The sequence below is a fragment of the Streptomyces diacarni genome (assembly GCF_003323715.1).
GTDB classification, from domain to species: domain Bacteria; phylum Actinomycetota; class Actinomycetes; order Streptomycetales; family Streptomycetaceae; genus Streptomyces; species Streptomyces diacarni.
Genome location: NZ_QOIN01000035.1, coordinates 43,223 through 68,232 on the forward strand (window position 1 = coordinate 43,223; position 25,010 = coordinate 68,232).

At 73.2% G+C, this 25,010-nt stretch carries 19 protein-coding genes and 1 pseudogene; 13 read left to right on the top strand and 7 right to left on the bottom strand.

All coding sequences use genetic code 11. The features are described 5' to 3' along the window. From DTL70_RS07875 to DTL70_RS07885, 3 genes are all read right to left on the bottom strand, one after another. The gene (locus DTL70_RS07875; protein ID WP_342776465.1) at positions 1-4,281 is read right to left on the bottom strand and encodes a DUF6531 domain-containing protein; all 4,281 of its coding nucleotides are present in this window, start codon (positions 4,279-4,281) and stop codon (positions 1-3) included. Further along, positions 4,278-4,739: a hypothetical protein gene (locus DTL70_RS07880; RefSeq protein ID WP_245979114.1), complete on the bottom strand. Its 462-nt coding sequence runs from the start codon at positions 4,737-4,739 to the stop codon at positions 4,278-4,280. Before DTL70_RS07880 ends, DTL70_RS07875 begins: the two co-directional genes overlap by 4 nt. Positions 4,740-4,876: 137 nt before the next feature. Next, on the bottom strand, positions 4,877-5,272 hold the full coding sequence (locus DTL70_RS07885) for a DUF3592 domain-containing protein (protein ID WP_114021147.1): 396 nt from the start codon (positions 5,270-5,272) through the stop codon (positions 4,877-4,879). 87 nt (positions 5,273-5,359) lie between these two features. On the opposite strand from DTL70_RS07885, the gene DTL70_RS07890 reads away from it, so the two are divergent. After that, positions 5,360-6,088, top strand: coding sequence for an MBL fold metallo-hydrolase (locus DTL70_RS07890; RefSeq protein WP_114021148.1), 729 nt, complete (start codon positions 5,360-5,362; stop codon positions 6,086-6,088). Between the two features lie 259 nt (positions 6,089-6,347). Further along, positions 6,348-7,042 (top strand): annotated as a pseudogene (locus DTL70_RS07895) (DUF5701 family protein). 42 nt (positions 7,043-7,084) lie between these two features. Here the strand turns inward: DTL70_RS07895 and DTL70_RS07900 are convergent. From DTL70_RS07900 to DTL70_RS07910, 3 genes are all read right to left on the bottom strand, one after another. Further along, positions 7,085-7,729, bottom strand: coding sequence for a dihydrofolate reductase family protein (locus DTL70_RS07900; RefSeq protein ID WP_114021149.1), 645 nt, complete (start codon positions 7,727-7,729; stop codon positions 7,085-7,087). A gap of 133 nt (positions 7,730-7,862) precedes the next feature. Beyond that, positions 7,863-8,696 (bottom strand): SDR family NAD(P)-dependent oxidoreductase, encoded by an 834-nt coding sequence (locus DTL70_RS07905; protein WP_114021150.1) that lies wholly within the window; start codon positions 8,694-8,696, stop codon positions 7,863-7,865. Beyond that, a complete protein-coding gene (locus tag DTL70_RS07910) occupies positions 8,696-10,192 on the bottom strand; it encodes a hypothetical protein (protein WP_114021151.1) in 1,497 nt (498 codons plus the stop codon). Before DTL70_RS07910 ends, DTL70_RS07905 begins: the two co-directional genes overlap by 1 nt. Before the next feature lie 203 nt (positions 10,193-10,395). On the opposite strand from DTL70_RS07910, the gene DTL70_RS07915 reads away from it, so the two are divergent. Continuing rightward, positions 10,396-11,730: a glycoside hydrolase family 183 protein gene (locus DTL70_RS07915; protein WP_114021152.1), complete on the top strand. Its 1,335-nt coding sequence runs from the start codon at positions 10,396-10,398 to the stop codon at positions 11,728-11,730. 20 nt (positions 11,731-11,750) lie between these two features. Here DTL70_RS07915 and nhaA read toward each other — a convergent pair whose 3' ends face one another. Then, positions 11,751-13,271, bottom strand: coding sequence for a Na+/H+ antiporter NhaA (nhaA, locus tag DTL70_RS07920; RefSeq protein ID WP_245979117.1), 1,521 nt, complete (start codon positions 13,269-13,271; stop codon positions 11,751-11,753). Between the two features lie 426 nt (positions 13,272-13,697). On the opposite strand from nhaA, the gene DTL70_RS07925 reads away from it, so the two are divergent. The 10 genes from DTL70_RS07925 to DTL70_RS07970 all read left to right on the top strand — a co-directional run bounded on the left by DTL70_RS07925 (position 13,698) and on the right by DTL70_RS07970 (position 24,969). Beyond that, positions 13,698-14,444, top strand: coding sequence for a hypothetical protein (locus tag DTL70_RS07925; protein ID WP_114021153.1), 747 nt, complete (start codon positions 13,698-13,700; stop codon positions 14,442-14,444). 289 nt (positions 14,445-14,733) lie between these two features. Then, positions 14,734-16,074: a hypothetical protein gene (locus tag DTL70_RS07930; protein ID WP_114021154.1), complete on the top strand. Its 1,341-nt coding sequence runs from the start codon at positions 14,734-14,736 to the stop codon at positions 16,072-16,074. Then, positions 16,071-17,387 (top strand): TadA family conjugal transfer-associated ATPase, encoded by a 1,317-nt coding sequence (locus DTL70_RS07935; RefSeq protein WP_114021155.1) that lies wholly within the window; start codon positions 16,071-16,073, stop codon positions 17,385-17,387. Before DTL70_RS07930 ends, DTL70_RS07935 begins: the two co-directional genes overlap by 4 nt. Positions 17,388-17,392: 5 nt before the next feature. Beyond that, complete coding sequence (locus DTL70_RS07940) at positions 17,393-18,415, top strand: type II secretion system F family protein (RefSeq protein ID WP_114021156.1); 1,023 nt, start codon at positions 17,393-17,395, stop codon at positions 18,413-18,415. Then, positions 18,412-19,338, top strand: a complete 927-nt coding sequence (locus tag DTL70_RS07945; RefSeq protein WP_114021157.1) for a type II secretion system F family protein — start codon at positions 18,412-18,414, stop codon at positions 19,336-19,338. The genes DTL70_RS07940 and DTL70_RS07945 overlap by 4 nt, the downstream gene beginning before the upstream one ends. Before the next feature lie 48 nt (positions 19,339-19,386). Beyond that, positions 19,387-19,653: a hypothetical protein gene (locus DTL70_RS07950; RefSeq protein WP_114021158.1), complete on the top strand. Its 267-nt coding sequence runs from the start codon at positions 19,387-19,389 to the stop codon at positions 19,651-19,653. 87 nt (positions 19,654-19,740) lie between these two features. Continuing rightward, the gene (locus tag DTL70_RS07955; RefSeq protein ID WP_242757491.1) at positions 19,741-20,121 is read left to right on the top strand and encodes a TadE family protein; all 381 of its coding nucleotides are present in this window, start codon (positions 19,741-19,743) and stop codon (positions 20,119-20,121) included. A gap of 2 nt (positions 20,122-20,123) precedes the next feature. Then, positions 20,124-20,579 carry a TadE/TadG family type IV pilus assembly protein gene (locus DTL70_RS07960; RefSeq protein WP_425470332.1) on the top strand — a complete coding sequence of 152 codons (456 nt, stop codon included), beginning with the start codon at positions 20,124-20,126 and terminating at the stop codon, positions 20,577-20,579. After that, complete coding sequence (locus DTL70_RS07965; protein ID WP_114021160.1) at positions 20,576-21,055, top strand: pilus assembly protein TadG-related protein; 480 nt, start codon at positions 20,576-20,578, stop codon at positions 21,053-21,055. Before DTL70_RS07960 ends, DTL70_RS07965 begins: the two co-directional genes overlap by 4 nt. A gap of 104 nt (positions 21,056-21,159) precedes the next feature. Beyond that, the gene (locus DTL70_RS07970; RefSeq protein ID WP_114021161.1) at positions 21,160-24,969 is read left to right on the top strand and encodes a BTAD domain-containing putative transcriptional regulator; all 3,810 of its coding nucleotides are present in this window, start codon (positions 21,160-21,162) and stop codon (positions 24,967-24,969) included. Positions 24,970-25,010 lie beyond the last annotated feature (41 nt).

The following is a 25,010-nucleotide window of genomic DNA, read 5'->3' on the forward strand; positions in this document are numbered from 1 at the left end:
CTATCGGAGTGGGGTTGCCGGAGGGAGGGTTCCGCCCTTCGGAGTAGGGATCCCGCCCTCTATCAGTTGCTTGCGTGTTACTGGCGGCCCCGGGTCGGTTGCGGAACCTCCCCATGCTGCGGCACCACTTTCATTCTTTGGACCCGAGGGGCCGTAGCTTGTAATTACGTTTCCACCTTTGGCTCCAGAGCTCTCCATCACGACGATATCCTCACCTTTGTGGAAGATGAGTCGCTCTGCGCCACCCTGTGATATGTAGACACCGTCTGGTTGAGAGAGGATCTCCAGTTCCTTTTCTGGTGTGAGGTGGCCGTGATATTTGCCCGCAGTCCGGCGCCGCCCACCTGCGGCTCGTTCTACGGCCTTGTCGATTACCTTGTTGACCTTTTCGCAGTCGTAGAGGCCGAGAGGGTCGCAACCGGTGTGGGGATTGACCACGTAGGCCATCGGATTGGCTCCGGCTGCCAAGCCGAGTGGATCGGGCGAGAGATAGCGGCCCGTCTCGGGATCGTAGTAACGAATGCAGTTGTAGTGGAGGTCGGTCTCGTCGTCTGCGTATTGGCCGGGGAAGCGGAGGGGGCAGGTGTGGGTGTTCGGCGGGGTCGGGGAGGGGAGTGGGGTTCCCCAGAGGGTGGTGCGGTGGCGCCAGGTGACGTTGCCGTCCGAGTCGACCAGCTCCGTCGGTGTGCCTGTCACATCGGTGAGGACCGATTGGAAGCGGGGGTGGGGGGCGGTGAGTTTGGTGAGGAGGGAGGTGCCGGGTTCCGGGGTGAGGGGGGTGTGGTCCGTCTGGGCCACGGGGCGGTGGGTGTCCGGGGTGTAGTCCCAGGTCGTCGTGTGGCCCTCGGGGGTGGTTTGTTCGGACAGGCGGGTGCCGTCCCAGGTGAAGGTGACCTTCTCGCCGGACGGGCCCTGTTTGGCGATGCGGCGGCCCAGCGGGTCATAGACGTACGTCCACTCGTCACCGGTTGGAGTGGTGACGCCCGTGAGACGGTCCTCGGCACTCCACGCGTACGTCCAGGTGCGCTTCTGGCCGTTGAGGAGGCGGGTCGTCTTGGAGGTGCGGCGGCCCGTGGCGTCGTGGGTGTAGGAGGTGCGTCCGGCTCGGTGGAGGAGGGTTCCCTCGACGGTGCGGTCGCCGGGGGCGGGGTGGTCGGGGGCGTGGGCCGTGGTGAGGTTGCCGGCCGCGTCGTAGGCGTAGGTTTCCCGCCAGCCGTGCGCCCGCACGGCCGTGACGCGGCCGACCGGGCTGAGATCGTAGCGGCGCGTGCCGGAGGTGAGTTCGCGGATCTCCGTGACGTAGCCGTCGGGCCGGTAGGCGTAATCGCGGTGCTGGAGCAGCGCGGTGGGGGTGCGGGTGGTCTGCGTGGTGAGTCTGTCGGCGCGGTCCCAGTCCTGCCGCAGCACGAGGGAGCCGGTGCGGCGTTCGATCTCGCGGCCCGCCGCGTCGTGGGTGAAGGAGAGGGTGCCGTGGTCGGTGGCCAACTCCCGGGGACGGCTCTCCGCGTCGTAGGACCAGGCGGAGGTGAGCCCTGACGGGGTGGTGCGCCGCACGCACCGGCCCAGCGCGTCGTAGGCGAAGGTCGTGGTGCGGCCGTTGACCGTTTCGGTGAGGATGCGTCCCAGTGCGTCCCGGGTGAGGGCGAGGTCTGCCGTGGGGCTCGTGGCGGCGGCCAGTTCGCCCGCGGCGTCGTAGGTGAAGGTGGTGGTCGCGTCCGTCGAGACGTCGTGTTGTTCGGTCACCTGGCCGAGGGCGTCGCGGGCGTAGCGGAGTGTCTGGCCTTCCGCGTTCGTGCGGGAGGCCAGACGGCCGAGGGCGTCCAGCTCGTACGTGAGCGTCGCGCCGTTGAAGTCCGTCTCGGATATCAGACGTCCGGCGGCGTCGTACGTGTACGACCAGTGCAGGCCCTGCGGGTTGGTGACCCGCGTCAGGCGCATCTCCGTGTCGTAGGCGAAGGCGTAGGAGGCGCCGTCCGCGTCGGTGCGGGTGCCCGGGGCGTCGAAGGGGCCCGGCGTGTGGCGGGTGGTGTGGCCGGCCGCGTCCGTGTGGCTGAGGAGGTTGCCCTCGCCGTCCCAGGTCCACTTCTCGCAGGCGCCTTCGGGGTCCTCGCGCCGACTCGGTCTGCCCTCCGGCGTCCAGGCCATGCGGGTGGTGTGGCCGAGCGGGTCGGAGATCTCGACGATGCGTCCGAACGGGTCGCGGACGACGTGGGTGGTGTGGCCCAGGGCGTCGGTCAGCGCGGTGGGGAGCCCGGCGGCGTCGCAGGTGAGGTGGCGGGTGTGGCCGAGCGCGTCGGTGACGGTGGTGAGGCGGCCGCGCTCGTCGTAGCCGTAGCGGGTGGTGGCCCCGGCCGGGTCTACGGTTTCGGTGAGGTTGCCCGCCTCGTCGTAGGTGTGCCGCCAGGCGGCTCCGCCGGGTTCGGTCACGTCGAGGGGTTGGCGCAGCGCGTTGTAGGTCGCGCGGGCGTGTGAGCCGTCGGGGAGGTGGACGGCGGTGAGGTTGTCGTCCTCGTCGTAGGTGTAGGTGGTGGTGTGGCCCAGCGGGTCGGTCACGGACAGGGGCGCGGTTCCGCGGTCGTTCCAGTCGGTGCGGGTCGTGTTGCCGAGCGGGTCGGTCTCGGCGACGACCTGGCCGTCGGTGTTGTAGCGGCACGTGGTGCGGTGGCCGAGAGAGTCGGTGTAGACGGTGGTGCCGGCCGCCTCGTCGTAGGCGAAGGCGCCGTCGTAGATGCCGTCGGGGCCGAGGGTGCGGATGACGCGTCCCGCCGCGTCGTACTCGTACCGGAAGGTGACACCGTTCCGGTCCGTCCACGAGAGCATGCGGCCCTCGTGGTCGTAGGTGAAGCGGAGGGGCGTGCCGCTGGAGTTGACGACCTCGGTGAGGTTGCCCGCCTCGTCGTAGGCGTAGCGCATGACCAGCGTGCTCGGGGGCGGGGTGCTGTCCCCGGGCCCGTAGGCGTCGGGGGCCTCGTGCAGCAGCCGCAGCGCCGTGACGCGCTGGTTCTCGGTCTCGACGCTCAGGTGGTAGCCGCCCGAGTGCCGCACCGCCAGCGGGGTGGAGTTCAGGTCGCGGTCGATCTCGATGCTCGCGCCGTTGCGGTCCCGGAGGGAGACCAGGGCGAGGTGGGCGGCCTCGGGGTCGCCGCAGGGCAGCGGGTCGGCGAAGGTGCGGACGACACCGGAGTCGGGGTCGGTGATGGTGAGGGATCCGTCGGGCTTGCCGTCCCACTCCATGGGCCAGCGCGGCCCCTTCGACGGGAGCAGCGGCTGATGGGGCTCGGGGACGGGGTAGACGAGCCGCATCCCGTCCGCCGCGAGGAAGACCACGCCGTGCTGGTCGATCTGGACGCGTTCGTCCAGCGTGGAGGCCCAGCTGGGGCCGAAGTGGACGCCTGCCCGGTGTGAGGAGAGGTGGGTGCGGGTGAGGACGAGGGGCAGGGAGGCGGGCAGTGTCAGGTCCGTCTGCTCCATGAGCATCGTTCCCGTCGCCACGTCCACCGGCTCGCCCTTGGTGGGGGTGCGGGAGGGCGAGCGGGAGAACATCCCCTCCTTGATGAGCTTCGGCCGGAGGGAGCGGACTCGCAAAGCGGGCGGCGCCTTCGGGGCGAAGGTGTGCCCACCGCCGAAGACACCGCCGAAGAGGGAGCCGTACTTCGCGGCGTTGCTGACCTCTTCCAGACTGATCCCGTCCTGCTGCCCGGCCAGGATGCGCGCGGGCTGCGCCACGGCCAGGTCCATGGCGACGCTCGTCGCCCCGGTCAGGACGGCTGCCCGCGTGACGCGAGCGAAGACCGCGCCCGCTCGGGCCGCCAGGGAGCCGGACTTCTCGGCGCTGAGGGTGACGATCCGGGTCGCCGCGGCACCGGCCGCCACGTCGGATATCCCGAACGTGGGGCCGGTGAAGACGATCCCGGCCGCGATCAGCGCCGCACTGCCGACGATCTCGCTTCTGATCTGACTCTTGGTGTCATCGATGTCGTCGGCGAGTGCGTCCAGCGCCTTCGCCATGTCCCCGGCCGCCTCGGGAAGGTTGCGCAGCCAGCCCTTCTCGCCCTTGCCGACGTAGCGCGACCAGAACTTCTCGAACGCGTCGACGGCCTCGCCACTGTTGACGTCCATGATCCCGCGCGCCGAGTGGTTCGTGTCCCCCAGCACCTCATCGGCGTCCTTCGCGAACGCCCGCCACGCCTTGGCCGCGTCCCGTAGCTTCCCCTCGTCACCGTCGGGCCAGATCAGCCCCATGCCCTCGAGGATCTCCCACGCCTTCTCCAGGGCGCTCACGAGCCGCCACCGCTCCCGTCGCCTCCGCGGCCGTGCGCCTCGCGGTCACCGTGCTTGCCATGTCCGGGGTCGACCTTGGTGAACATGCCCTCGATCAGGTGCTCGTTGTCGACGTGGCCGTCCTTCATGTCGTCGAGCGCCTCGTGGATGCTCACCAGCCCGAGCACCAGAATCCCCGCGGAGCCCTCGATGGACCGCTGATTCGCCTGGTAGTCCTTCGCGAAGTTCTTTCCCGAGGGGTCGTCGCCCCAGGGCTCGCCCAGCCCGTCCAGCGTCGTGATCAACGTGGTGAGCGCCCGGCTCAGCTTCCTGCTCTGCTCGCCGAAGACGGGAGCCGCCAGCTTCAGTTCGGGCACCTGGATGCCCAGCACCTCGCCGCCCTTGGTCGCACCCGCCCCGTAGTCCGAGCTGGTGGTGTGGTTCACCCGCGTGTGGACGGGGCGGTCCGGAGCGGACATCAGCGCCTCCTACGACTCGGCGCGGCGCGGCTCGACGCGGCGGAGCCTCGAAACTGTGGACGGAGGGAGCTGAGTGTAGTCGGTTGGTAACTTCCCCCTGCACGCATTGCTGCCGAGCGCGGCTCCGCACACAGCACCTACAGGAACAGCGTCCCGAAGAGGAGACCCAGCCCGATCAGGGCGAAGAGCGCGCCCATTCCGACGAAGAGCCACCACAGCGCGCCACTCTCGTCCGGGAGCGTCCAACGGTCGGGGTTCGCCAGGTCGTAGCGCACCTCGACGCGGGTACCGACGGCCACTGTCCGCTCGCGGACGCGGGCGATATTCCACGTGGTTTCCATGGCACGCCCCGCGGCCGTGGTCCAGGTGACGATCGGGTAGTACCCGGTCGTGCCCCCGTACGTGCGAACGGTGAACGTGGCCCCCGACTCCGAGCCCGGCCCCCTCATCCGGTGCCCACAGCGGCTCCTGGTGGCGATCACGGGTTGTGACAGCAGTTGTTCAGCGCTTCGGGAGGCGCTCTCACGCGTCATGTCCGGTTCTCGCGATCAAGCGAGAGCATCGAGTCCGCCGACGCTCGACTGACGGCCCGTCTACTCCCTCGTGGGAGCATGTGAGCGATGCGCAACTCCCTCACGGTGCTGGGTACGTGTGGTGCGTGGCCGGAGGCAGGGCGGGCCGCGAGCGGCTTCCTGCTGGAAGCCGACGGCTTCCGCCTGGTCATGGACCTCGGCTACGCGACGCTGCCCCGGCTGCTGGCCCGGTGCACGGCGAACGAGCTCGGCGCCGTCGTCCTCACCCACGAGCATCCGGACCACTGCGCGGATCTGAGCGCCTTGTGCCGAGTGCTGCTGTACGGCGGTCGCCAGGACCGCGTACCGCTGTACTGCCCTACGGGGGTACTGGCCCGGGTGCAGGCGATGGAGCCGACGGAGGATCTCCGCGAGGTCTTCGATCCGCATCCACTGCCGGGCCGTTACCAGGTCGGTCCTTTCCTCCTGGACGGGCGACTCCTTCCGCATCACGTGCCACACGCGGGAGTCCGATTGACCGCCCCCAACCTGACCGTGGCCTACAGCGGCGACGCCGGCCCCGACCACGTGCTCAGCGAACTGGCGGCTGGAGCGGATCCATTGATCGCCGGCGCGACACTGCAGGGTACGACTGCCGACCCGCACCTACTCAGCGCCGTTCAGGCCGGCCAGTGGGCCGCTCGCGCGGACGTGGCGCGCCTGGTGCTGACGCACTTCTGGCCCGGTGCCGACCGTAGGCAGTCCCTCGCCGAGGCCGGCGTCGCCTACAGCGGGGAGATCCTGACCGCAGACGAAGGAATGGTCCTTACCCTCTGACACACACAGCAGCTCCAGCGCGGTGCGCACGGTCGTGGACGGTTCGACTCCGCGCGAGCGCGAGTTGCTTTCCCGAACTCGTCGACGAGTGCCGTCCGTCTTCTTCGCGAACAAAGCGAGGCTCCGGTATCGATCAGCGGTTCCGTCGCCTCGGGCGTCTTTCCGTACGTCACCTGGACGTCTGCGACACGGCGGGAACACTACCGTCGGCCCCCTCGTTACGTTCGAGCCCGCCCACGTCGCTGCCCCGAGGAGCATCGTGACCGAAACCGCGCCCGACACCTCCACCCTGTCCCCGCTACCTGAGCCGCGCGCACAGGCCGAACGGTTGATCGAGGCGGGGGTGCACCGGATCGCCGGGCTGTCCGCCGAGGAGGTCCGTACCTTCGCGAGAGAGGCGCAGAACCCACCTGGCGAAAGCGGTGCCCTCCTCGCCGTTCACCCGGAGCGGGCCCCCGCCTCCGCCCTCGCGCCGCTGCTCCGCTGCTCCGCCGCGACGAAGAGCCGGACAAGCCGGGGTTCGTCGTCACCGACATGCCTGACGCGGATCTCTTCGCCCCGCTCGACACGGTCGCCCTGCCCGACACCCCGCTCTACCTCGTCACCGGACTCGACCGCGGTGACGCGATGGCGAACTGGAGCCCCAACGAGGCGCTGCCCGCCCTCACCGCGCAGGGACGCACCCCGCTGCTGCTCACGGAGGGCATCCACTGGGTCGTGCAGCAGCCCGCCGCCCTGGAGCGGAACCGCTGCTTCATGACCATCGGCTCCCGGCTGCGCAAGGCCGGTGGCGCGCTGGACGCCCGCACCCCGGCGCTCTGGATCAGCAACGGCACCGGACGGGACGGCCGCGAGCGCCGCAACGCGCCCAAGGTCGGCTGGTGCTGGGCCGGCAACCGGCACACCTGGCTGGGCTTCGCCTCAGCGGCCGACCGCCGGGCCGCGGCCTCGTAGGGACGGCACCCGCCCGGCGGCCACGCCACCGCCGGGCGGGTGTCACCTGCGCCAGAAGACGTGGTGCGTCACCCCGCTGGGGCTGGGCACGACGTCCAGGTGGAAGCGGTCGAGCAGCTCGTCGGGCGATTCCCACAGCCGCACCCCGGCCCCCAGCTTCACCGGGTGGACCGCCACGTGCAGGCTGTCGACGAGGTCGGCGTCGAGGAACTCCCTGAGGACGGTCGGTCCGCCGCCGAGCCGCACGTCCTTGCCCCGCGCCGCCTCCCGCGCCTGCGCGAGGACCGCGGCCGGGTCGCCGTCGACGAAGTGGAAGGTGGTGTCGGACAGGGTGAACGACGGGCGCTCGTGGTGGGTCATGACGAACACCGGGGTGTGGAACGGAGGCTCGTCCCCCCACCAGCCCTGCCACGCGTGGTCGGGCCAGGGGCCGCGCTGGGGCCCGAACTTGTTGCGCCCCATGATCTCGGCGCCGATGTTGCGGCCGTAGTCCCGCGTGAAGTAGTCGTCCAGGCCCCGGCTTCCCTCGGCGTCCGCACGGTTCGGCCAGCTCGCCGTGGCGCCGGCCCAGGCGAACAGCTCCTCGGGCTCGGCGTGCCCGAACGGCCTCTCCTCGCTCTGGTGCTCACCGGTGCCGAAACCGTCACTCGAGACGGTGAAGTTCTGGACCCTCAGCAGTTGGCGCACGTCACTCTCCTTGGTGGTCGGTGACGGTTGGACCATCGGGGACGGCGAAACTCATCGCCCAGACGGAACCGGCTTGTCCAGGGCGGTCAACGGCATGGCGCCGCCGCTCTGGGCTCCGGCGGAGCCCGAGCCGTCAGTTGGTGATGCGGCCGCCCGCCACGTCGATGGTGAGGCCCGTGAGGTAGCCCGCGGCGTCGGAGGCGAGGAAGAGGGCGGTCGAGGCGATGTCACCGGGCTCGCCCATGCGGCGCAGAGGGTGGCGGAGCGCCAGCTTGTGCTGGGCCTCCTTGGGCATGGTGGCGGCGGTCTTCTCCGTGCGGACAGCCGTGGGGGCGAGGCAGTTGACGCGGATGCCCTGGGGGCCCAGTTCCGTGGCGAGTTGGCGGGTCAGCATGGTGAGGCCCGCGCCCGCGACGCCGTAGGCGAGGTTGGCCTGCCCTGGCTGGCGGCCCGCGGACGACGACAGGGTCAGGATGCTGCCGCTGAACCGCTCGACCATGCCGGGCAGGAAGGTGCGGACGGTCAAGAACGCGGACGTCAGCTCCGCGTCGAGGACCTGATGCCACCGTTCCTCGGTCAGGTCGAGGGTGGGTGTGGGGGAGCCCTGACCGCCCGCGAAGGCGGCGAGGACGTCGACGGGGCCGAGTTCGGCAGCCACCCGGTCGGCGACGCGGCGCAGGGCGCCCGCGTCCGTCACGTCCGCCACGGCACCGATCGCGGTGCCACCCCGTTTGCCAATCTCCTCGGCCACCGCGAACAGCGCGGAACGGTCCCGCCCCACCAGGCAGACGGCGACGCCCTGCGCGGCCAGAGCCCGGCCCGTCTCGGCTCCGATGCCGCGCGAACCACCGGTCACCACGGCGACCTTGCCCGCCAGGTCGGGGTAGACGGGCACGTCGGAGGGGTGCGGCTGCCCTGCCGCCGGGGGTTCCGCCCCGGCGCCGCGTGCGCTGTCGGTCGACGGCATCAGCGTTCTCCCTCGCGTGTGGTGAGGTCCGGCCCGGTGAGGCCCAGCTCGGTGCGGCGGCGGTGGCCGTGCAGCGCGGCCCCGACGGCGCAGCCCAGAAGCACGGTGCTCGCGGCGCCCCAGCCGATGAAGAAGCTCGCCAGGCTGCTGGGCGACGAGCGGCGCGGGCCCGCCTCGCCCCGCGGGTCGGCGTAGACGCGGAAGGTGTCGCCGACCTCGGCGCCGTCGCAACCGATGCTGAAAGAGGTGTCCGCCGGGACCACCCGCGGGGACAGCGAGCGCAGCTCGCACGTCGGGCCGCCCTTGGCGTGGTGCTTTTCCCCGGTCACCTCGACGTCCGCCCACGCGCCGCGCTCCAGGAGAACGGAAGTGGAGTAGCCGACCCCGGCGACGGGGAGGAGGGCTATCCCCGCGAAGAGAACGAGCAGCAGATAGCGGCGCCGCGGCCCGTAGTGAATCAACTCCAGCAGCAGGGCGCACAGGTAGACGCCGGTGAGCAGGGACAGCACCCAGAACAGGGGTCTGCCGCCGCCCACGTACCGGGGCACCAGCATCGTCGCGCCCGCCAGCGCGCAGCCGAACAGCGTGGCGGACGTCGCCAGGGCCAGGGCGGCGGGGCGGGAGAGCCGCTGGATGCGGGCGTCCAGACGGGGGCTGAGGCGGTGCGGCGCCGCGGGCTGCCCGCCGAGCCGCGCGTAGAGCGCGGCCCTGGGCGAGGGAGGAGTCGTGGTGCGGGAGGTGCCGCGGCGGCCCGCGCCGTCCGGCGCGCCCGCTCCGTACGTGCCCGCGCCCGCTCCGTACGTGCCCGCGCCCGCTCCGTACGTGCCCGTGACGACGCCCGCGCGCGCCCGGTACCTGCGGCTCTTGGCGATGCCCGCGCATCCGGCTGCCGTCAGGATCACGGCCCAGGCCAGCATGGCGCCGTACACCGTGGGGTCGGGCTCCTCGTACGGGTCGGAGGAGAGGGCCTGGCCGAGTCCCGCGGCGAGGAAGACGAACGCGAGGGTGAGCGCGAGGACGGACATGCCCAGCCAGCCGGAGCGGCGCCCCCGCAACCTGACTTCCGCCCTGCCCGCGCCGCTCGGCACGCCGTACAGCTCGATCAGTCTGCGCCGGTCACGGCTCCGGGCCCGCAGCGGGGCCAGCAGGGCGAGCGTCGTCGGCACGAGTGCGGCGCCGGCGGCGAGGGACAGGTTCGCCGCGAGCCCTTCGGGGCGGCTCGCGTGCGTGTAGTCGTAGAGGCCGGAGGCGAGGAGACCGCAGCCCGCGCAGAGCCCGACGATCAGCGCCACCCGCGCCCACAACTCGCGCGGCGCCAGCTCGGAGCGGAGCAGCGCCTCGCCGCTGGACGTTCCGGCCACTCCACCGCTCGCGGCCCCGCGGCGCCCGGGGTCGCCACCGCGCGCCGCGCCGCCGCCGCGCCCGGCGTCACCACCGCGCGCCGCGCCGCCGCCTTCTGGCCCCGGCCCCTGCCGCTGGGCGGCAGTACCTGCCATCGCTCTCGCCCCCGTGCTTCGCGTGTTCTCGCCCCTCGTGTGCGCAGCACTCTAGGCGGTGCCACCGACAGCGCCGGGCGCCGGGGCGCGACGGGCACCAGGGCTCGCCCGGGTGTCAAGTCACCGCGCTGAGCCGCGGACGGCCCGTTTCCGTGGGCCGCGTGCGGTACGGGGGAGGGCCGCTGCTGCCTAGCCTGGACCGGATGCGGCGTCAGGGACGGTTCACGAGCGGGAGAAACAGGCCGGGCGGGTCGGGGAGGCGGCGGTGGCGCCTCGGGCTGGGGCTGGTGGCGGTCCTCGTCCTGCTCGGTGTGGGGCTGTCCGTGCCAGGCGGCGAGGCGACGCGTGGCTGCTCGGGTGCGCGGGTCACCGGCTGGCGTCCGGAGGGGCGGATGACGGCCGAGCTGGCGCGGTACGGGAACGACAACGCGCGGCACGACGACTGGACCGGCGGTGACGGTACCCGCTCGGTGCGGCTGCCCGACGGGCGGACGCTGTGGCTGTTCGCCGACACCTTCCTCGACCAGGTGTTTGACGCGGGCGGACACCACAGTCGCAGGCCCGACCCGGTGTGGGTGCGCAACGCGGCGCTGGTCATGTCCGAGGACGGGCGCTTCGAGCGGACGCTGTTGGGGGGCACCGAGAGCCGCCCGGCTGCCCTGTTCGGCGGTACCGCCACCTCCGACGGGCGCGAGGTGTGGCGCTGGCCGGTGCAGGCGGTGGTGGAGCGGCGGCGGCCCGGAGCGCCGGAGAAGGTCGTCAGGGTCCTGTTGTGGCAGCGCGAGGCGGGCAGCGCGCCGTGGATCTTCGGCGTGCCCCGGGCGACCGAGGTGGCGACGTTCTCCCTGCCCGGACTGCGGCTGGAGAGCATCACCACGCTCGACCGGCCGCGCCACACCGACCCCGAACGCCGGGTGCTGTACGGCACCTCGGCGTTGACCCGCGGCCGGTGGACCTACGTCTTCGGCGCCGACGAGGGCAGTGTCGAAGGCAAGGCGTCCCGCGCGCACGTGGCCCGTGTGCCGCGCGGCGAGCTGGACGATCCGGAGGCCTGGCGGTACTGGAGCGGTTCCCCCGGAGCGGGTCCGTCCGGGGGCGGCTGGCGGTCGGATCCTGCCGGGTCCGAGCCGATACTCGTCGGCAGGACGGCTCAGCGCGGCGCCACGGGGACGTACACGGTGGCGCGGCACGGTGCGGGGTGGCTGTTGCTGACCATGGATGCCGGGGCCCCGGACGGGGGCGGCATCACGGATGTCGTCTCGTACTGGGCCTGCTCGCCGACCGGCCCCTGGCGCGGCCCGCACCGGGTGGCGAAGCCGCCGCTGCCCGAGGGGGCGGGCCGCTTGGGTGCGGTGCCGTACAACCCGCAGGCGCATCCGGAGTTCTCCGGCCCCGGGGAGGGCGGCGGTGGCGACGGCCTGCTGCTGAGCTACGACGTGAACGTGCTGGGCACCGACACGGGTGCCATCCAGCGGAACGTGGCGCTGTACCGGCCGCGCTTCCTCCGGCTCGACATCGGGCCGGCGGAAGCCCCGTAGGGAGATTCTCGGGTCAGGGGTCAGGGGTTGTCGTCGCGCTCGCGTTGCCTTCGGGCGGCCTCGGTGGGGCGGCGCACCGGGTCGACCTCCTGGTCGATGTCGGGAACCTGGTCCAGGTCCTCGTCGCGGGTCTCCTCCTCCCACAGCGCCCGGTACTTCGCGTCCCGCAGCTTCAGCAGGACGCAGGCGACCAGCGCCGAGGCGAGGGAGCCGATGAGGACGGCGGCCTTGGTGTGCTCGGTGACGGCCGCGTCGGTGAAGGCCAGTTCGGAGACCAGCAGCGAGACGGTGAAGCCGATACCGGCCAGCATCGCGACCCCGGCGACGTCCGCCCACGCCAGGTCGGAGCTGAGCCGGGCGCGGGTGAAGCGGGCCGTCAGATAGGTGCCGGCGAACACGCCGACGAACTTGCCCGCGAACAGGCCGAGCATCACCCCGAGCGCCTCCGGTTGCCGGAAGGTTTCTCCCAGCGCGGATCCTGAGACGGCGACACCGGCGGAGAACAGGGCGAAGACGGGCACGGCGAACCCCGCGGACAGCGGGCGGACCCGGTGTTCGACGCGTTCGGCGGTGGAGGTGCTGCCGGGGTCCGCGGGGTCGTCGGGGGCGACGCGCAGCAGCAGCCCCATCGCGACGCCGGCGATGGTGGCGTGCACGCCGCTGTTGTAGGCCAGCCCCCAGATGAGGACGCCGAGCGGCACGTACACGTACCAGCCGCGGACGCGGAGGTTGACGTGGAGGACACGGAAGAGCACCAGCCCCGCGACGGCACCCGCGAACGCCGCCCAGTTGAGGGTGGAGGTGTAGAAGACGGCGATGACCAGGATCGCGCCCAGGTCGTCGACGATGGCCAGCGTCAGCAGGAAGGCGCGGATGCCGGAGGGCAGGTTGGTGCCGATGACGGCCAGGACGCCGAGGGCGAAGGCGATGTCGGTGGCCATCGGCACGGCCCAGCCGTCGAGGCTGCCGCCGCGTGCCCCGTTGACGGCGACGTAGAAGAGCGCGGGTACGGCCATGCCGCACACCGCGGCGGCCATGGGCAGCGCGGCGGCGGCCGGGCGGCGCAGTTCCCCGACGGTCAGCTCGCGCTTGAGTTCGATGCCGGCGACGAAGAAGAAGATCGTGAGGATGCCGTCCGAGGCCCAGTGCTCGACGGACAGGTCCAGGCCGAGCGCCGGGATGCCGAAGTGGAACTCCCGTACGGTCTCGTACAGGTGGCCGAGTGGGGTGTTCGCCCAGACGAGCGCCACCACGGCGGCGGCCAGCAGCACCGTGCCGCCGACCGTCTCGGTACGCAGCGCGTCGGTGAGCAGCCTCCGCTCCTTGGCGGAGGGCCGCGCGAAGAGCGCGGCCCGGGCGCCGGGCCGCGCGGAGTCGGCGTCACCGGACTGTGGGGTGTCGGGGGCGTCACCGGGCTGTGCGGAGTCCCAGGTGCCGCCCGACCGTGCGGTGCCGGACGTGTCGGGCTCCGCGGCGTCGGGGGTGTTCTCGGGCTGTCGCGGTGCGCGGCCGTCGTCCGCGGGGGACGGGGGCGGGGTCATGGTGGCTCCGGAGGGTCGGTACGGGTGGGACGCGGGGGATACGTCCCCGCGTCGCCGACCAGACTTCCCGGCACACCTATGACATTTTTTGGCGTGATCCTGACGCCGCGCTGCCACCGTACTCGTGCGGACCCGTCCGTGCATACCAGGCCAGGGGCCTGGCGCCGGCAAACGGAGCACTTCCCTCCGGAACCGGGCGCGACCCGGTGCGAACTGCCCGCACGGCGGCGGCGCGTGGCGGCGCATGGCCCACGGAACCGCCTTGAGGGGGTGGGGGGCTGTTGATACTGTGCCTTGGATTTACATGGCGTGAGCGTCGGCCGGAATGTGGGGGACTGACCGGCTCGGCGGTGGGGGGCAGGTTCTCGTTGTGACATGTTCGACGTGCGGCGCACAAGCCCACGCACAAGCCACGGGGGTGGTGAGGTGAAGACCCAGGAGCGAGGCGCCGCCGGAGGTGGACGTACGGCTGCCCTCCCCGCTCCGGGCGGGGACCGGCTGCCCGCGGCACCCCGCGAACGCAAGCCGGCGCTCGCCGCGCTGGCCGTTCTCCTCGTCCTGCTCGGCGCGCTCGGTGCGACCGTCCTGGTGATGCGGGCCGGAGACCGGGTCGAGGCCGTCGCCCTGACCAAGCGGGTGCCCCGCGGCCAGCCCGTCCCCCAGTCGGCGATCAAGTCGGTGATGGTCGCCGAGGACAGCGACATCGAGTACGTGCGCTGGGATCAGCGCGGACTGCTCACCAAGTACCGCACCGCGACCGACCTGGTCGGCGGCACCGTGCTGGTCGGCAGCATGCTCACCAAGGACAAGGGCCTCGAACCCGGCAAGGCGGTGGTCGGGCTCTCCCTCAAGAGCGGCCAGTACCCGCCACGGCTGGAGGAGGGCGACACCGTCTCCGCCTACCGGGTGGGCCGCAGCGCCTCCTCGGGCGGGGACGGCGGCTCCGACGACGAGACGCAGGGCGGCAGCGGCGGCCGCAGCAACAGCGGCAGCGCGGCGCTGGCCGAGGGCGTGCGGGTGCAGTCGATCAGCAAGGACGGCGGCGACTCGGTCGCCTCCAGCGGCAACCTGCCCGTCTCGGTCGTCGTGGACAAGAGCGACGTGGCGCAGCTGACCGCCGCCGCCTCCAACGGGGAGGTCTCCCTCGTGCTCGACTCCGGCAGCGGCGGCTGACGGGCCGGCAGGAGCCCGCCGTGACCAGCCCACCGGCTCCCGCCGGGGCCGCACCCGCCGGACCTGGAGCGCTGCGCCCGCCGGGCCACCCGTGGAACCGCCCCGCGCAGCGCTGTCGTCGTCCGCTACGGCGCCACGGAGCCCGTACGGACACCGTGGTGCCGGCCACCAGGCCGCACAGACGTTGCGACGAACAGCCGGCAGAGCGGACAGAGCCGATAGAGCGGACAGAGCTGACAGAGCCGATAGAGCTGAACGAGTCGACAGAGTCGAGGAAAGGCGTAGCCGGATGGCGCTGATCGCACTCGCCGCCGACAAGGGGGCACCGGGGGTCACCACGGCCGCCGTCGCCCTCGCGGCGGTGTGGCCGCGCCGCGCCCTGCTGGCCGAGGCGGACACCGCCGGCGGTGACCTCGTCTACCGTAGTCCCGGCACGGACGGCCGGCCGCTCGACCCCAACACCGGCATGCTCTCGCTCGCCGCCGCCGCGCGCCGCGGCCTCGCCCCCGAACAGCTGTGGGACCACGCGCAGCGGCTCTCCGGGGGTCTCGACGTGCTGGTGGGGCTCGGCAACGCCGAGCAGTCGGCCGGGCTGGCGGGCCAATGGGACACCGTGGGACGCGCCTTCGCGACCCTCGCCGACACCCCGCACCCGCAACTGGCGGCCGACGTCATCGCCGACTGCGGGCGCATCGGACCCGAGGCGGCCTCGGTGGCGCTCTTCCCGCACGCCGCGCTGGTGCTGCTCGTCGCGCGGGGCGAGCCGGAGCAGATCGCGCGCGTGCGGGATCGGGCGCTGGCTCTGGCCGCGCGGCTGCACGGGCTGCAGCGCGGCATGGCGCAGCTCGCGCAGCCGCTGATCGGGGTGCTGCTGGTCACCGAGGCGCAGGGCGCCTCCAAGGTCGCAGGCCAGGTCAACGACATGCTGGTCGCCTCCCGTGCCGGTGCCCGCGTCGTCGGCGTCCTGGCCCACGACGCGGCGGGCGCGGAACAGTTGGCAGGGCGGCGCCGGGGCCGCGTGGACCGCTCCCTCCTCGTCCGCTCGGTCCGCAAGGTCGCCACCGACCTCCACCAGCAGTACGCCGCCTCCTGGACGACGGGCTCTCCCGCGCGCCGGCCGGCGCCCGGCATGTCACCGGGCGCCGAGGTCCCTCCGGCGGTTCCGGGCCCCGTGCCGCCGGGCGCGGACATCGGCGCGACACCCGTGCCGCCCCGCCCGCAGCCCCAGGGCCCCTACGGCGGGCAGCCGACGTGGACGGAACCCACCCCGAACGCCCCCGGCCCCCCGCAGGCCCCACAGCCACCGCGGACCGCCCAGCCCCCGCACGCCGCGCAGCCCCCACACACTCCACATCCCCCACAAGCCCCGCACGCCTCGCAGCTCGGGCACCCCCCGCAGGCTGGGCACGCCCCGCAGCCCGGGCACGCTCCAGAGGCCGGTCACGCCGGTCACGCCGGTCCGCCCGGCCACGCCGGTCCGCCCGGCCAGGGCGGTCCGCCCGGTCAGGCCGAGACCACGCAGCAGTTCCGGGCGATTGGCGGGCGGCCCAGGCCGCCCGCCCCCGCACCGACCGACCCCGTGCCCCTGCCGGGTGGCAGGCCGCCGCGGGACGAGGAGGCGGGGTCGTGAACGTCCAGAGCGTCGTCGACCACCAGTTGGTGAAGCGGTTCCGGCAGGAGGCCGGGGACCGGATCGCCGAGCAGCGGCGGATCGACCAGGCGTCCGGTGTGGCCGCGATGACCACGGAGGACGAGCGGCAGTTCGCGCGCGCCGTGATCGCGCAGATCCTGGAGGAGTACGCACGGGCGGAGATCAACGCCGGTCGTACCCCGCCGGACGCGCAGTCCGAGGAGGCGTACGCGGCGGCGGTGCACGCCGCGCTGTTCGGCGTCGGCAGGCTCCAGCCGCTGCTGGACGATCCCGAGGTCGAGAACATCGACGTCAACGGCTACGACCAGGTGTTCGTCGGCTACGCGGACGGCCGCGAGGTGCACGGCGAGCCGGTCGCCGAGTCGGACGAGGAGCTGGTCGAGCTGATCCAGGTGCTCGGCGCCTACTCGGGGCTGTCCTCGCGCCCGTTCGACACCGCCAATCCGCAGCTGGACCTGCGGCTGCCGGACGGCTCCCGGCTCTCGGCCGTGATGGACGTGACGCGGCGTCCCGCGCTGTCGATCCGGCGGGCGCGGATGGGCAAGGTGTTCATCTCGGACCTGGTCGGCAACGCCACGCTCACTCCGGAGCTGGGCAGTTTCCTGACCGCGGCGGTGCGGGCCAGGAAGAACATCATGATCGCGGGCGCCACCAACGCGGGAAAGACGACCCTGCTGCGTGCCCTCGCCAACGAGATACCCCGGCACGAGAGGCTGATCACCGTCGAGCGGGCGCTGGAGCTGGGCCTCGACCAGTTTGCCGAACTGCATCCGAACGTGGTGGCGTTCGAGGAGCGGCTGCCCAACTCCGAGGGCCAGGGCGCCATCACCATGGCCGAACTGGTGCGCCGTTCCCTGCGCATGAACCCCTCGCGGGTGATCGTCGGTGAGGTGCTCGGCGACGAGATCGTCACCATGCTCAACGCGATGACCCAGGGCAACGACGGTTCGCTCTCCACGATCCACGCCAACAGCTCCAGCGAGGTCTTCAACCGCGTCTCCACCTACGCGCTCCAGGCCCGCGAGCGGCTGCCCATCGAGGCCACCCAGATGCTGATCGCGGGCGCCATCAACTTCGTCGTCTTCGTCGAGCGGCGCAACGCCTACACCACCGGGGGGCGGCTGACGCGTGCGGTCACCTCGGTCCGCGAGGTCAACGGTGTGGACGGGCGGGTGCTCTCCAGCGAGGTGTTCGCCGAGGCGCCGGACGGGCGGCTGCTGGCGCACGCGCCGGTCTCCTGCGCGCAGGAGCTGGCCGTCTTCGGATACCGGCCGACCGGGAACTGGGGGTGAGTGGCATGCCGTACGCGTACACGGCCTTCTCCGTCACCGCGGGCGGTCTCTTCTCGGTGGCCACCCTGTACGCGCTCGCCTGCGGCGTCGCGGTCGGCGGCGGCATCGCGCTGCTGATCGTCGCGCTGCGCGGCCTGCCGGCCAAGCCGGCGAGCGAGCGCGGGGAGGCGGGCAAGCGCGCTACCGAGCTGGCGCGGTTCATGAGCAAGCGCGGCTCGATCGCCGTGTGCGCGGGCCTGGTGGTGCTGCTGCTGACGCGCTGGCCCGTCGCGGCGGTGGCCACCGGCATCCTGGTGTTCCTGTGGGACCGCCTCTTCGGCGGTGCCCGCGAGGAGCGGGCCGGGATGAAGCGGGTGGAGGCGCTGGCGGCGTGGACGGAGTCGCTGCGCGACACCATCGCGGGCGCCGTCGGCCTGGAGCAGGCCATTCCGGCGTCGGCCCGCGCCGCGGCGCCCTCGCTGCGGCCGCACCTGGACGCCCTCATCGACCGGCTGCGGGCCCGCACCCCGCTGCCGGCCGCGCTCCAGCACCTGGCGGACGAGCTGGACGACCCGTCGGCCGACATCATCGTCGCGGCGCTGATCCTCAACTCGCGGCTGCGCGGGCCCGGCCTGCGCGAGGTGCTGGGCGCGCTGGCGAAGTCGGCGCGCGAGGAGGTCGACATGCGGCAGCGCGTGATGGCGCAGCGCGCCTCGACGCGGCGCAGCGTGCAGATCGTCGTCGGTGTGAGTGTGGCGTTCGTGCTGGGCCTGGCCGTCTTCAACCGGGACTTCGTCGAGCCGTACGGCAGCCCGCTGGGCCAGACCATCCTCGCGTGCGTGTGCGCCATGTTCGCCTGCGGCTTCTGGTGGCTGCGCAAGCTGTCCAGGATCGAGACGCCGCAGCGGTTCCTGGTGCGGTCAGGCGAGGCGGCGCAGACGCCGCGCGCCGCGCAGCCGGGCGCACAGGGCGCCCAAGGTCTGCCGGGGACGCTGGGCGCACCGGGCACCTCGGGCACTCCGGACGACAAGGAGGTGCTGGAGCGGTGAACCCGCTGACTCTCACCGCGCTCACCGGGGCCCTCGTCGGCCTCGGCCTGTTCCTGCTCGTCCGCGCGCTGGCGCCCGGCAAGAAGGGCGCCGTCGCCTCGGTCGCGGAGATCGACGCGCTGCGCGCCCGCGCCGCGACCCACCAGCCGGGGAGCACGGCGGCGCAGGACGCCAAGGGTTTCGCCGCCGTCCGCGTCCGGCTCGGTGCCCGCATCGGTGAGCTGTACCTGCGCCAGGGCTGGGAGTTGCGCAGCCTGCGCTCCGACCTGGACGTGCTGGAGCGCGGCTGGGAGAACTTCCTGGCCACGAAGGTGCTGTTGGGCGCGGCCGGACTGTTCTTCGGGCCGTTCCTCTTCTCCGTCGCCTGGCTGATCGGCTTCGGCCAGAGCCCGCTGATCCCGGTGTGGCTGGCACTGTTCTTCGCCGCGCTGTTCTTCATGCTGCCCGACCTGGAGGTGCGGCGCGACGCCGCGGCCAAGCGCCGGGACCTGCGGCGCGTGGTCGGTGCCTATCTCGACCTGGTGGCGATGAACCTGGCGGGCGGGCGCGGGCTGCCCGAGGCGCTGAAAGCGGCCAGCGAGGTCAGCGAAGGATGGGCGCTGCGCCGCATCCGCGACACTCTCGCCGACGCGCGGATCACCGGGCAGAGCCAGTGGGCGGCCCTCGGCGACCTCGGCGTACGGCTCGGCGTGGACGAACTGAAAGACCTGTCCGCGTCGCTGGCGCTGGTGGCGGACGACGGCGCGAAGGTACGCGCCTCGCTCTCCTCGCGCGCCGAGACCATGCGGCACAGGGAGCTGGCCGAGATCGAGGGCAGCGCCGGGGAGAAGTCCCAGTCGATGCTCGTGGCCCAGCTGATGCTCTGCGCCGGTTTCCTCGTCTTCCTCATCTACCCCGCGGCCATGCGCGTCTTCCAGATCTGACGCCCGGACGTGACATCCCGCAGCTGTGCCTCAGAAAGGACTGGGACGATGCCGAACACCTCGCGCAACCCCTTGCGCTCCGTCAGTCATCCCGCTCTCGACTTCCTCGTCACCTTCCTGCGCGGCCGCGTCCAGCGGGCCCGCTCGGGCGAGCTGGACCGCGGCGCTTCGGCCGTCGAGTGGGTGATCATCTCGGCGGTCGTGGTGGCGATCGTCGGCGTGGTCGCCGCCATCATCAACATGGCGCTCAAGAACGGTGCCGACAAGGTGAGCGACTGCATCGACGGTGCCGACCAGAACGGCACCTGCGAGTAGGGGGCAGGCAAGGTGTCAGGGGAGCGAGGGCTCGCCGCGTTCGTACGCCGCAGACGGGTGGAGGCCACCCTCCGCGGCGAGAGCGGCATGAGCGCGATCGAGTTCGTGATCCTCACCCCCGTGCTGTTCTTCCTGATCTTCGCGACGGTGCAGTTCGCGCTGTACTTCTTCGCCGACCACGTGGCGCAGGCCGCCGCGCAGGCGGGAGCGCGCAAGGCCCGCCAGGAGGCCGACGCCGACCCGGGCGGCTGGCGGGCCAAGGCGCGGGAGACCTCCGGCTCCTACATCGAGCAGCTGGGGCCCGAGCTGATCCTCGACCCCGACGTGACGATGCTCCATCCCGAGCAGAACACCGTGGGTGTCGAGATCCGCGCCCGGGTGCCGTCCGTCTTCCCCGGCCTCGACCTGGACGTGTACGCGCTCTCCCAGGGACCGGTGGAGCGGTTCGTACCGGACGGGGGCGCGTGAGCGTGACCACGGTGGCGCGGGCACGAAGAGCAGCGGACCTGCCGGTCGGCGGGCGGAGCCGGTGGGGGGACGCGGGCCTGTCCACCATCGAGGTCGTCATCCTCGCGCCGGTGATGATCCTGTTCATCCTCGTCCTGGTCGCCTTCGGGCAACTGGTGGACGGGCGCGGCGCCGTGGACAGCGCGGCGCGCGACGCGGCGCGCGCCGGGTCGCTCCAGCACGGCAGTCACGCCGCGGCGATGACCGCCGCGCAGCAGGCGGCGACCGCCACGCTGAAAGGCACCTGCGCCGGAGGGGTGACCGTCAGGGACGCGGGCAGCGACTACCGCTCGGGCGGCCTGTTCACCATCGAGGTCAGCTGCCGGGTGCGCGGTCTGGGGATGCTCGGCCTGGACATCGCCAAGGACATCTCGGGGCGCTCCAGTTCCCCCATCGACCCCTATCGGAGGACCGGATGAGCCGGGTCCTGGTCCGGGTCCGTGGCGCGGTGGCGTCGGCGCGGCGTGTCCGCGCGGCCTGCGACGACCGGGGCTCGGGCGCCGCGGCGGTCATCATGTTCGCGCTGCTGTTCATGGTGCTGGCCGCGTTCGTCGTGGACGGCGGCCTGTCCATCTCCCAGCGCGAACGCGCCGCCGACATCGCCGAACAGGCCGCCAGGTACGCGGCACAGGACATCGACGAGGAGGCGCTGCGCGCCAGCGAGGGCCGCAACGCCCCCATCAACTACGAGAACTGCGCCGCGCGCGTGGCCGAGTTCGCCGGCCGCTCAGGGCTCTCCTCCGCGGACGTGGCCGCCTCGGGCTGCGTGTCCGCCAGCGCGCAGCAGGTGGAGGTCCGCATCCGGCTCACCTACCGGCCCGTCCTGACCGGCCTGTTCTACAGCGCACCGCTGACCGTCCACGGCACGGCGACGGCGGAGTCCGTGACCGGCTGACCGCGCCGGCCCCCAGGGCCGGCCGCACCGCACCCGACCCCCCCCGTCTCCTTCCCGCATCCGCCCCGATCCCGACCGCACTTCTCACCCCAGGAGCACACGAGATGGCGCGCCGCAGTTCGACACCGGCACCGGACCCGCGCGGGTCCGGATCCCGCTCGCGCTCGCGCACGCCCGTGCCCGTGCGCACCCGCCGCACGGCCGGGGACGTGCTCAAGGCCTTCCTCGCGTTCGTCGCGCTCGCCGCGCTCGTCGTCGGCGTACCGCTGGCGCTCGCCTCCTTCCTCGGCTGGCCGCTGCCGCGCCGGATGCCGACCTTCGACATGCTGCGGGACGAGGTGAGCGTCGGTGTCTTCATCAACGTCCTCACCGTGGTGGTGTGGCTGGCGTGGGCGCAGTTCACCGCCTGTGTCCTGGTCGAGGCGAAGGCCGCGCTCTCGGGTGTCGGACTGCCCGCACGGGTGCCGGGCGCGGGCCCGAGCCAGCTGCTTGCCCGCCAACTGATCGCGGCGCTGCTGCTGCTGGGCTCCAGCACCGGCAGTTTCGCCCCCGGCCTCGCACAGCTCGGCGACACCATGCAGCCGCACCAACCGCAGCAGACCGTGGCCTCCGCCCAGCTGACGCCCGGCACGCAGCAGGCGTCCCCGGGCGCGGCGCACGCGGACAGCGCCGGGCTCTCCACCCTGGGCGGACGCGGTTCCGGCACGGACGTCGTCCTGGCAGGCGCCGGTACGCAGTCGGGGGCGGCCCGGCCCGCCTCGACCCGGGACCCGGCCCACGATGCCGGCAGCGCGAGCACGAAGTTCTACCGCATCCAGCCGCCCGAGGGGCGCCACCACGACTCCCTGTGGGAGATCGCCCAGCGCCACCTGGGCGACGGCCGCCGCTACAAGGAGATCTACCGCCTCAACAAGGACCGCCTCCAGCCGGACGGCTCCCGGCTCTCCGAGGCCAGCCTCATCCGGCCTGGCTGGATCATGGAGATGCCCGCAGACGCACACGGCGGCGAACTCGTCGAGATGCCGGACGACACGCAGGACCTGAGCGAGCGCGAACGCGCCCAGTACGAGCACTACCAGGCGGGTGGTGGCGACCGGGACAGGTACGGTGACGGCGGCCGGGGCGGCGGCAACAGCCACCAGGACGGCGGCGGCTCGCAGGACGGGGACGCGCAAGACGGGGACGCGCAGGACGGCGGCTCGCCGGACCGGGACGCTGAGCGCGACGGCGGCGCCCACGACGGCAGCCGGCGGGACGGGGGCGACGAGCGGGACGGGCACGTCGAGCGGGACGGGCAGGATCAGCCCTCCGACAGCACCGACCAGCCGGACCGGCCCACCACGCCCGACGACGCGGGCGCAGACGCCGATGCAGGCGCCGATGCCGATGCCGACCCCGGCCGCGACGCGGACGGCACCGGCACGGGACCCGGCGTCGACGACGACGCGGGCACGGACGACGGCGCCGACCACCCCGACCAGCAGCCCAGCGTGCCCGACAGCAGCACCGACCGGCCGCCCATGCAGCCGGCCCCGGACGCCCAGGACGGCGGCGGCCACGCGGACGACGGCACCTCCGGGCAGGACGACGGCGCCGTCGGATCGGACGACGGCGGTGCCGGCCGGGGAGGCGGCCCGGACGAGACCGTGGACGTCGCACCGGACGAACACGACCCCGACCGCCAGGAGCAGTCCGTCCCCGAGGGGCCCGCCGACCGGCAGCCGACACACCCTGACCACCTTCGCGGCGGCACGGACGACGACGGCGGCCCGGGGTCCGGCGTCGATCAGCCGGACGACGTCCGGACGGACACGCCCGCGAGCCCGCGCGACGACGCGCGCGGCCAGAACCCCTCGGCTGACGACTCGGACGGCCGCGGCGGCCAAGACGGCCACGGCGGCCACGGCGGCCGCGGCGGCCAAGACGGCCACGGCGGTAACGGTGACGACACTCCCACGGACCTCGACCGCGCGGACGGCGCCGATGCCGACCGCGCCCACTCCGACTCCTCCTCCCCGCGGGACGAGCACGCCGACGGCGCCGCGCTCGGCCCCGTCGGGCTGCCCGAAGCGCTGCTCGGCGCGCCCCTGCTGGCAGCCGGCATCCTCGCCGCGCTGGGCCGCAGGCGCCGCACGGCACTGTGGCGTACCGTCACGGGCGGCACCCGGCGCGCGCCCGCGGACGACTTCGCGCCCCCGTCCGATCCGGCGGCCCGGGCGCGTGACGCGCTGCTCGTCGGCGCCGACCCCGGCGCCGTCCGCTTCCTCGACCTGGCGCTGCGCGGGCTGGCGGAGGACCTGCGCGCGGCGGGCCGCCCGCTGCCCGTCGTCTACGCCGCCTGGCTGACCGATCAGGAACTGCACCTCCAACTCGCCGCAGCGGCGGGCGAACCCCCCGCGCCCTGGCGGTACGGGCAGAGCGAAGCCTTCTGGACGATCCAGCGCGCCCACACCCGCTTCGACGTCGACACCGCGCAGGCCGCGCCCTACCCGGGGCTGGTCAGCCTCGGGCTGCGCGGCCAGGCACGGCTCCTGCTCAACGTGGAGTCCGTGCCGGGACTTGTCTCGGTCGCGGGCGATCCGGCGCTGCGCGAGGCCGTCCTGGCCTCCGTCGCCGCCGAACTCGCCACCGGCACCTGGTCGCGGAACCTCCACCTCACCCTCGTCGGCTTCGGCGAGGACCTGACGGCGCTGGCCCCCGACCGGATGCGCCACCTGCCCGACGTTCCCGCGCTGCTCGCCGAACAAGGGGAGCCCTCCGCACAGCCCGCGGCCTCCGCGCCGCGCCACGAGACGGGCGGGCGGCAGCGGGTGGTGCTCGTCGGGGCCGAACCGACCGGGGAGGAGGCACGCCGCCTCGCCGCACTCGCCACCGCAGGGGACTCGGGCGCGGGCGCACCCGCCGACGGTTTCGTCGTCGGCGTCTCCACCGGCCGACTGCCCATGCCCAGCGTCGTGTGGGAGTTCGAGATCGACGACGACGGCACCCTCGCCGCCCCCCGCATGGGACTCGACGTACGCGCCCAGCAGCTCCCCCGAGACCTGCGCGCCGCGGTCCTCGCACTCTTCGCCGACACCGAGGACGCGCAGACCCGGGGCAGCGAGGGCCCCGGCTTCCGCGTCGACCTCAGCGAGAGCGGACGCCCCGCCGTCTACGCACGTCTGATGGGCGGCTACGAGGTCACCGGTGTCGGGACACCCGAGGAGAACCGCGGCCCGCTCCTCCACGAAGCGCTCGCGCTGCTGCTGCTCAACCGCGACGGAGTGCACCCCCGCGTCCTGGCCTCGGCGCTGTGGCCCAGGGGCGTCACCGACGACGTCCGCGACGCCCTCGTTGAGCGGCTGCGCCACTGGCTCGGCCACGAGAGCGACGGCGCGCCCCGGCTCACCACGTCGCACGACGGACGCCTGGTCCTGCGGCGCTCCGTCGTCTCCGACTGGGACGTGCTGCGCACCCTCCACCACGGCTGCACCGGCGAACGCGGCGCCAAGCTGTCCGCCGTCGTGCGCCGGGCGCAGCTGACCGACGCGCTCGACCTCGCCCGCGGCCCGCTGCTCGCCGACCGGCCGGCGGGACGGTACGGCTGGCTGACCCACCACGTCGCCGAGGCGCAGCACCCCGTGCTCGTCGCCGAGATCGGGCTGGCCCTGGCCACCGAACACCTGCGGGCCGGTGCGCCCGACGCCGCCGTGCGCGCCGTGCGCTCGGCGCTGCACACCGCCCCGGCGGACGAGCGGCTGGGGGAGCAGCTGGTGCGGGCCGCGCACGCCACGGGGGAGCGCGCCGCGCTGGACGAGGCCGTGCGGTGGGTGGTCGAGAGGGCGGACCCGGTGCGGGGCGTGCCGCCGCGTACGGCGGCGCTCCTCGACGAGCTGGCCCCGGGCTGGAGCCCCGCCCCGACCACCCTTCCGTAACCGGCCGCCCTCCCCGGCCCCCTGTTGCCGCCCCGCCCCGC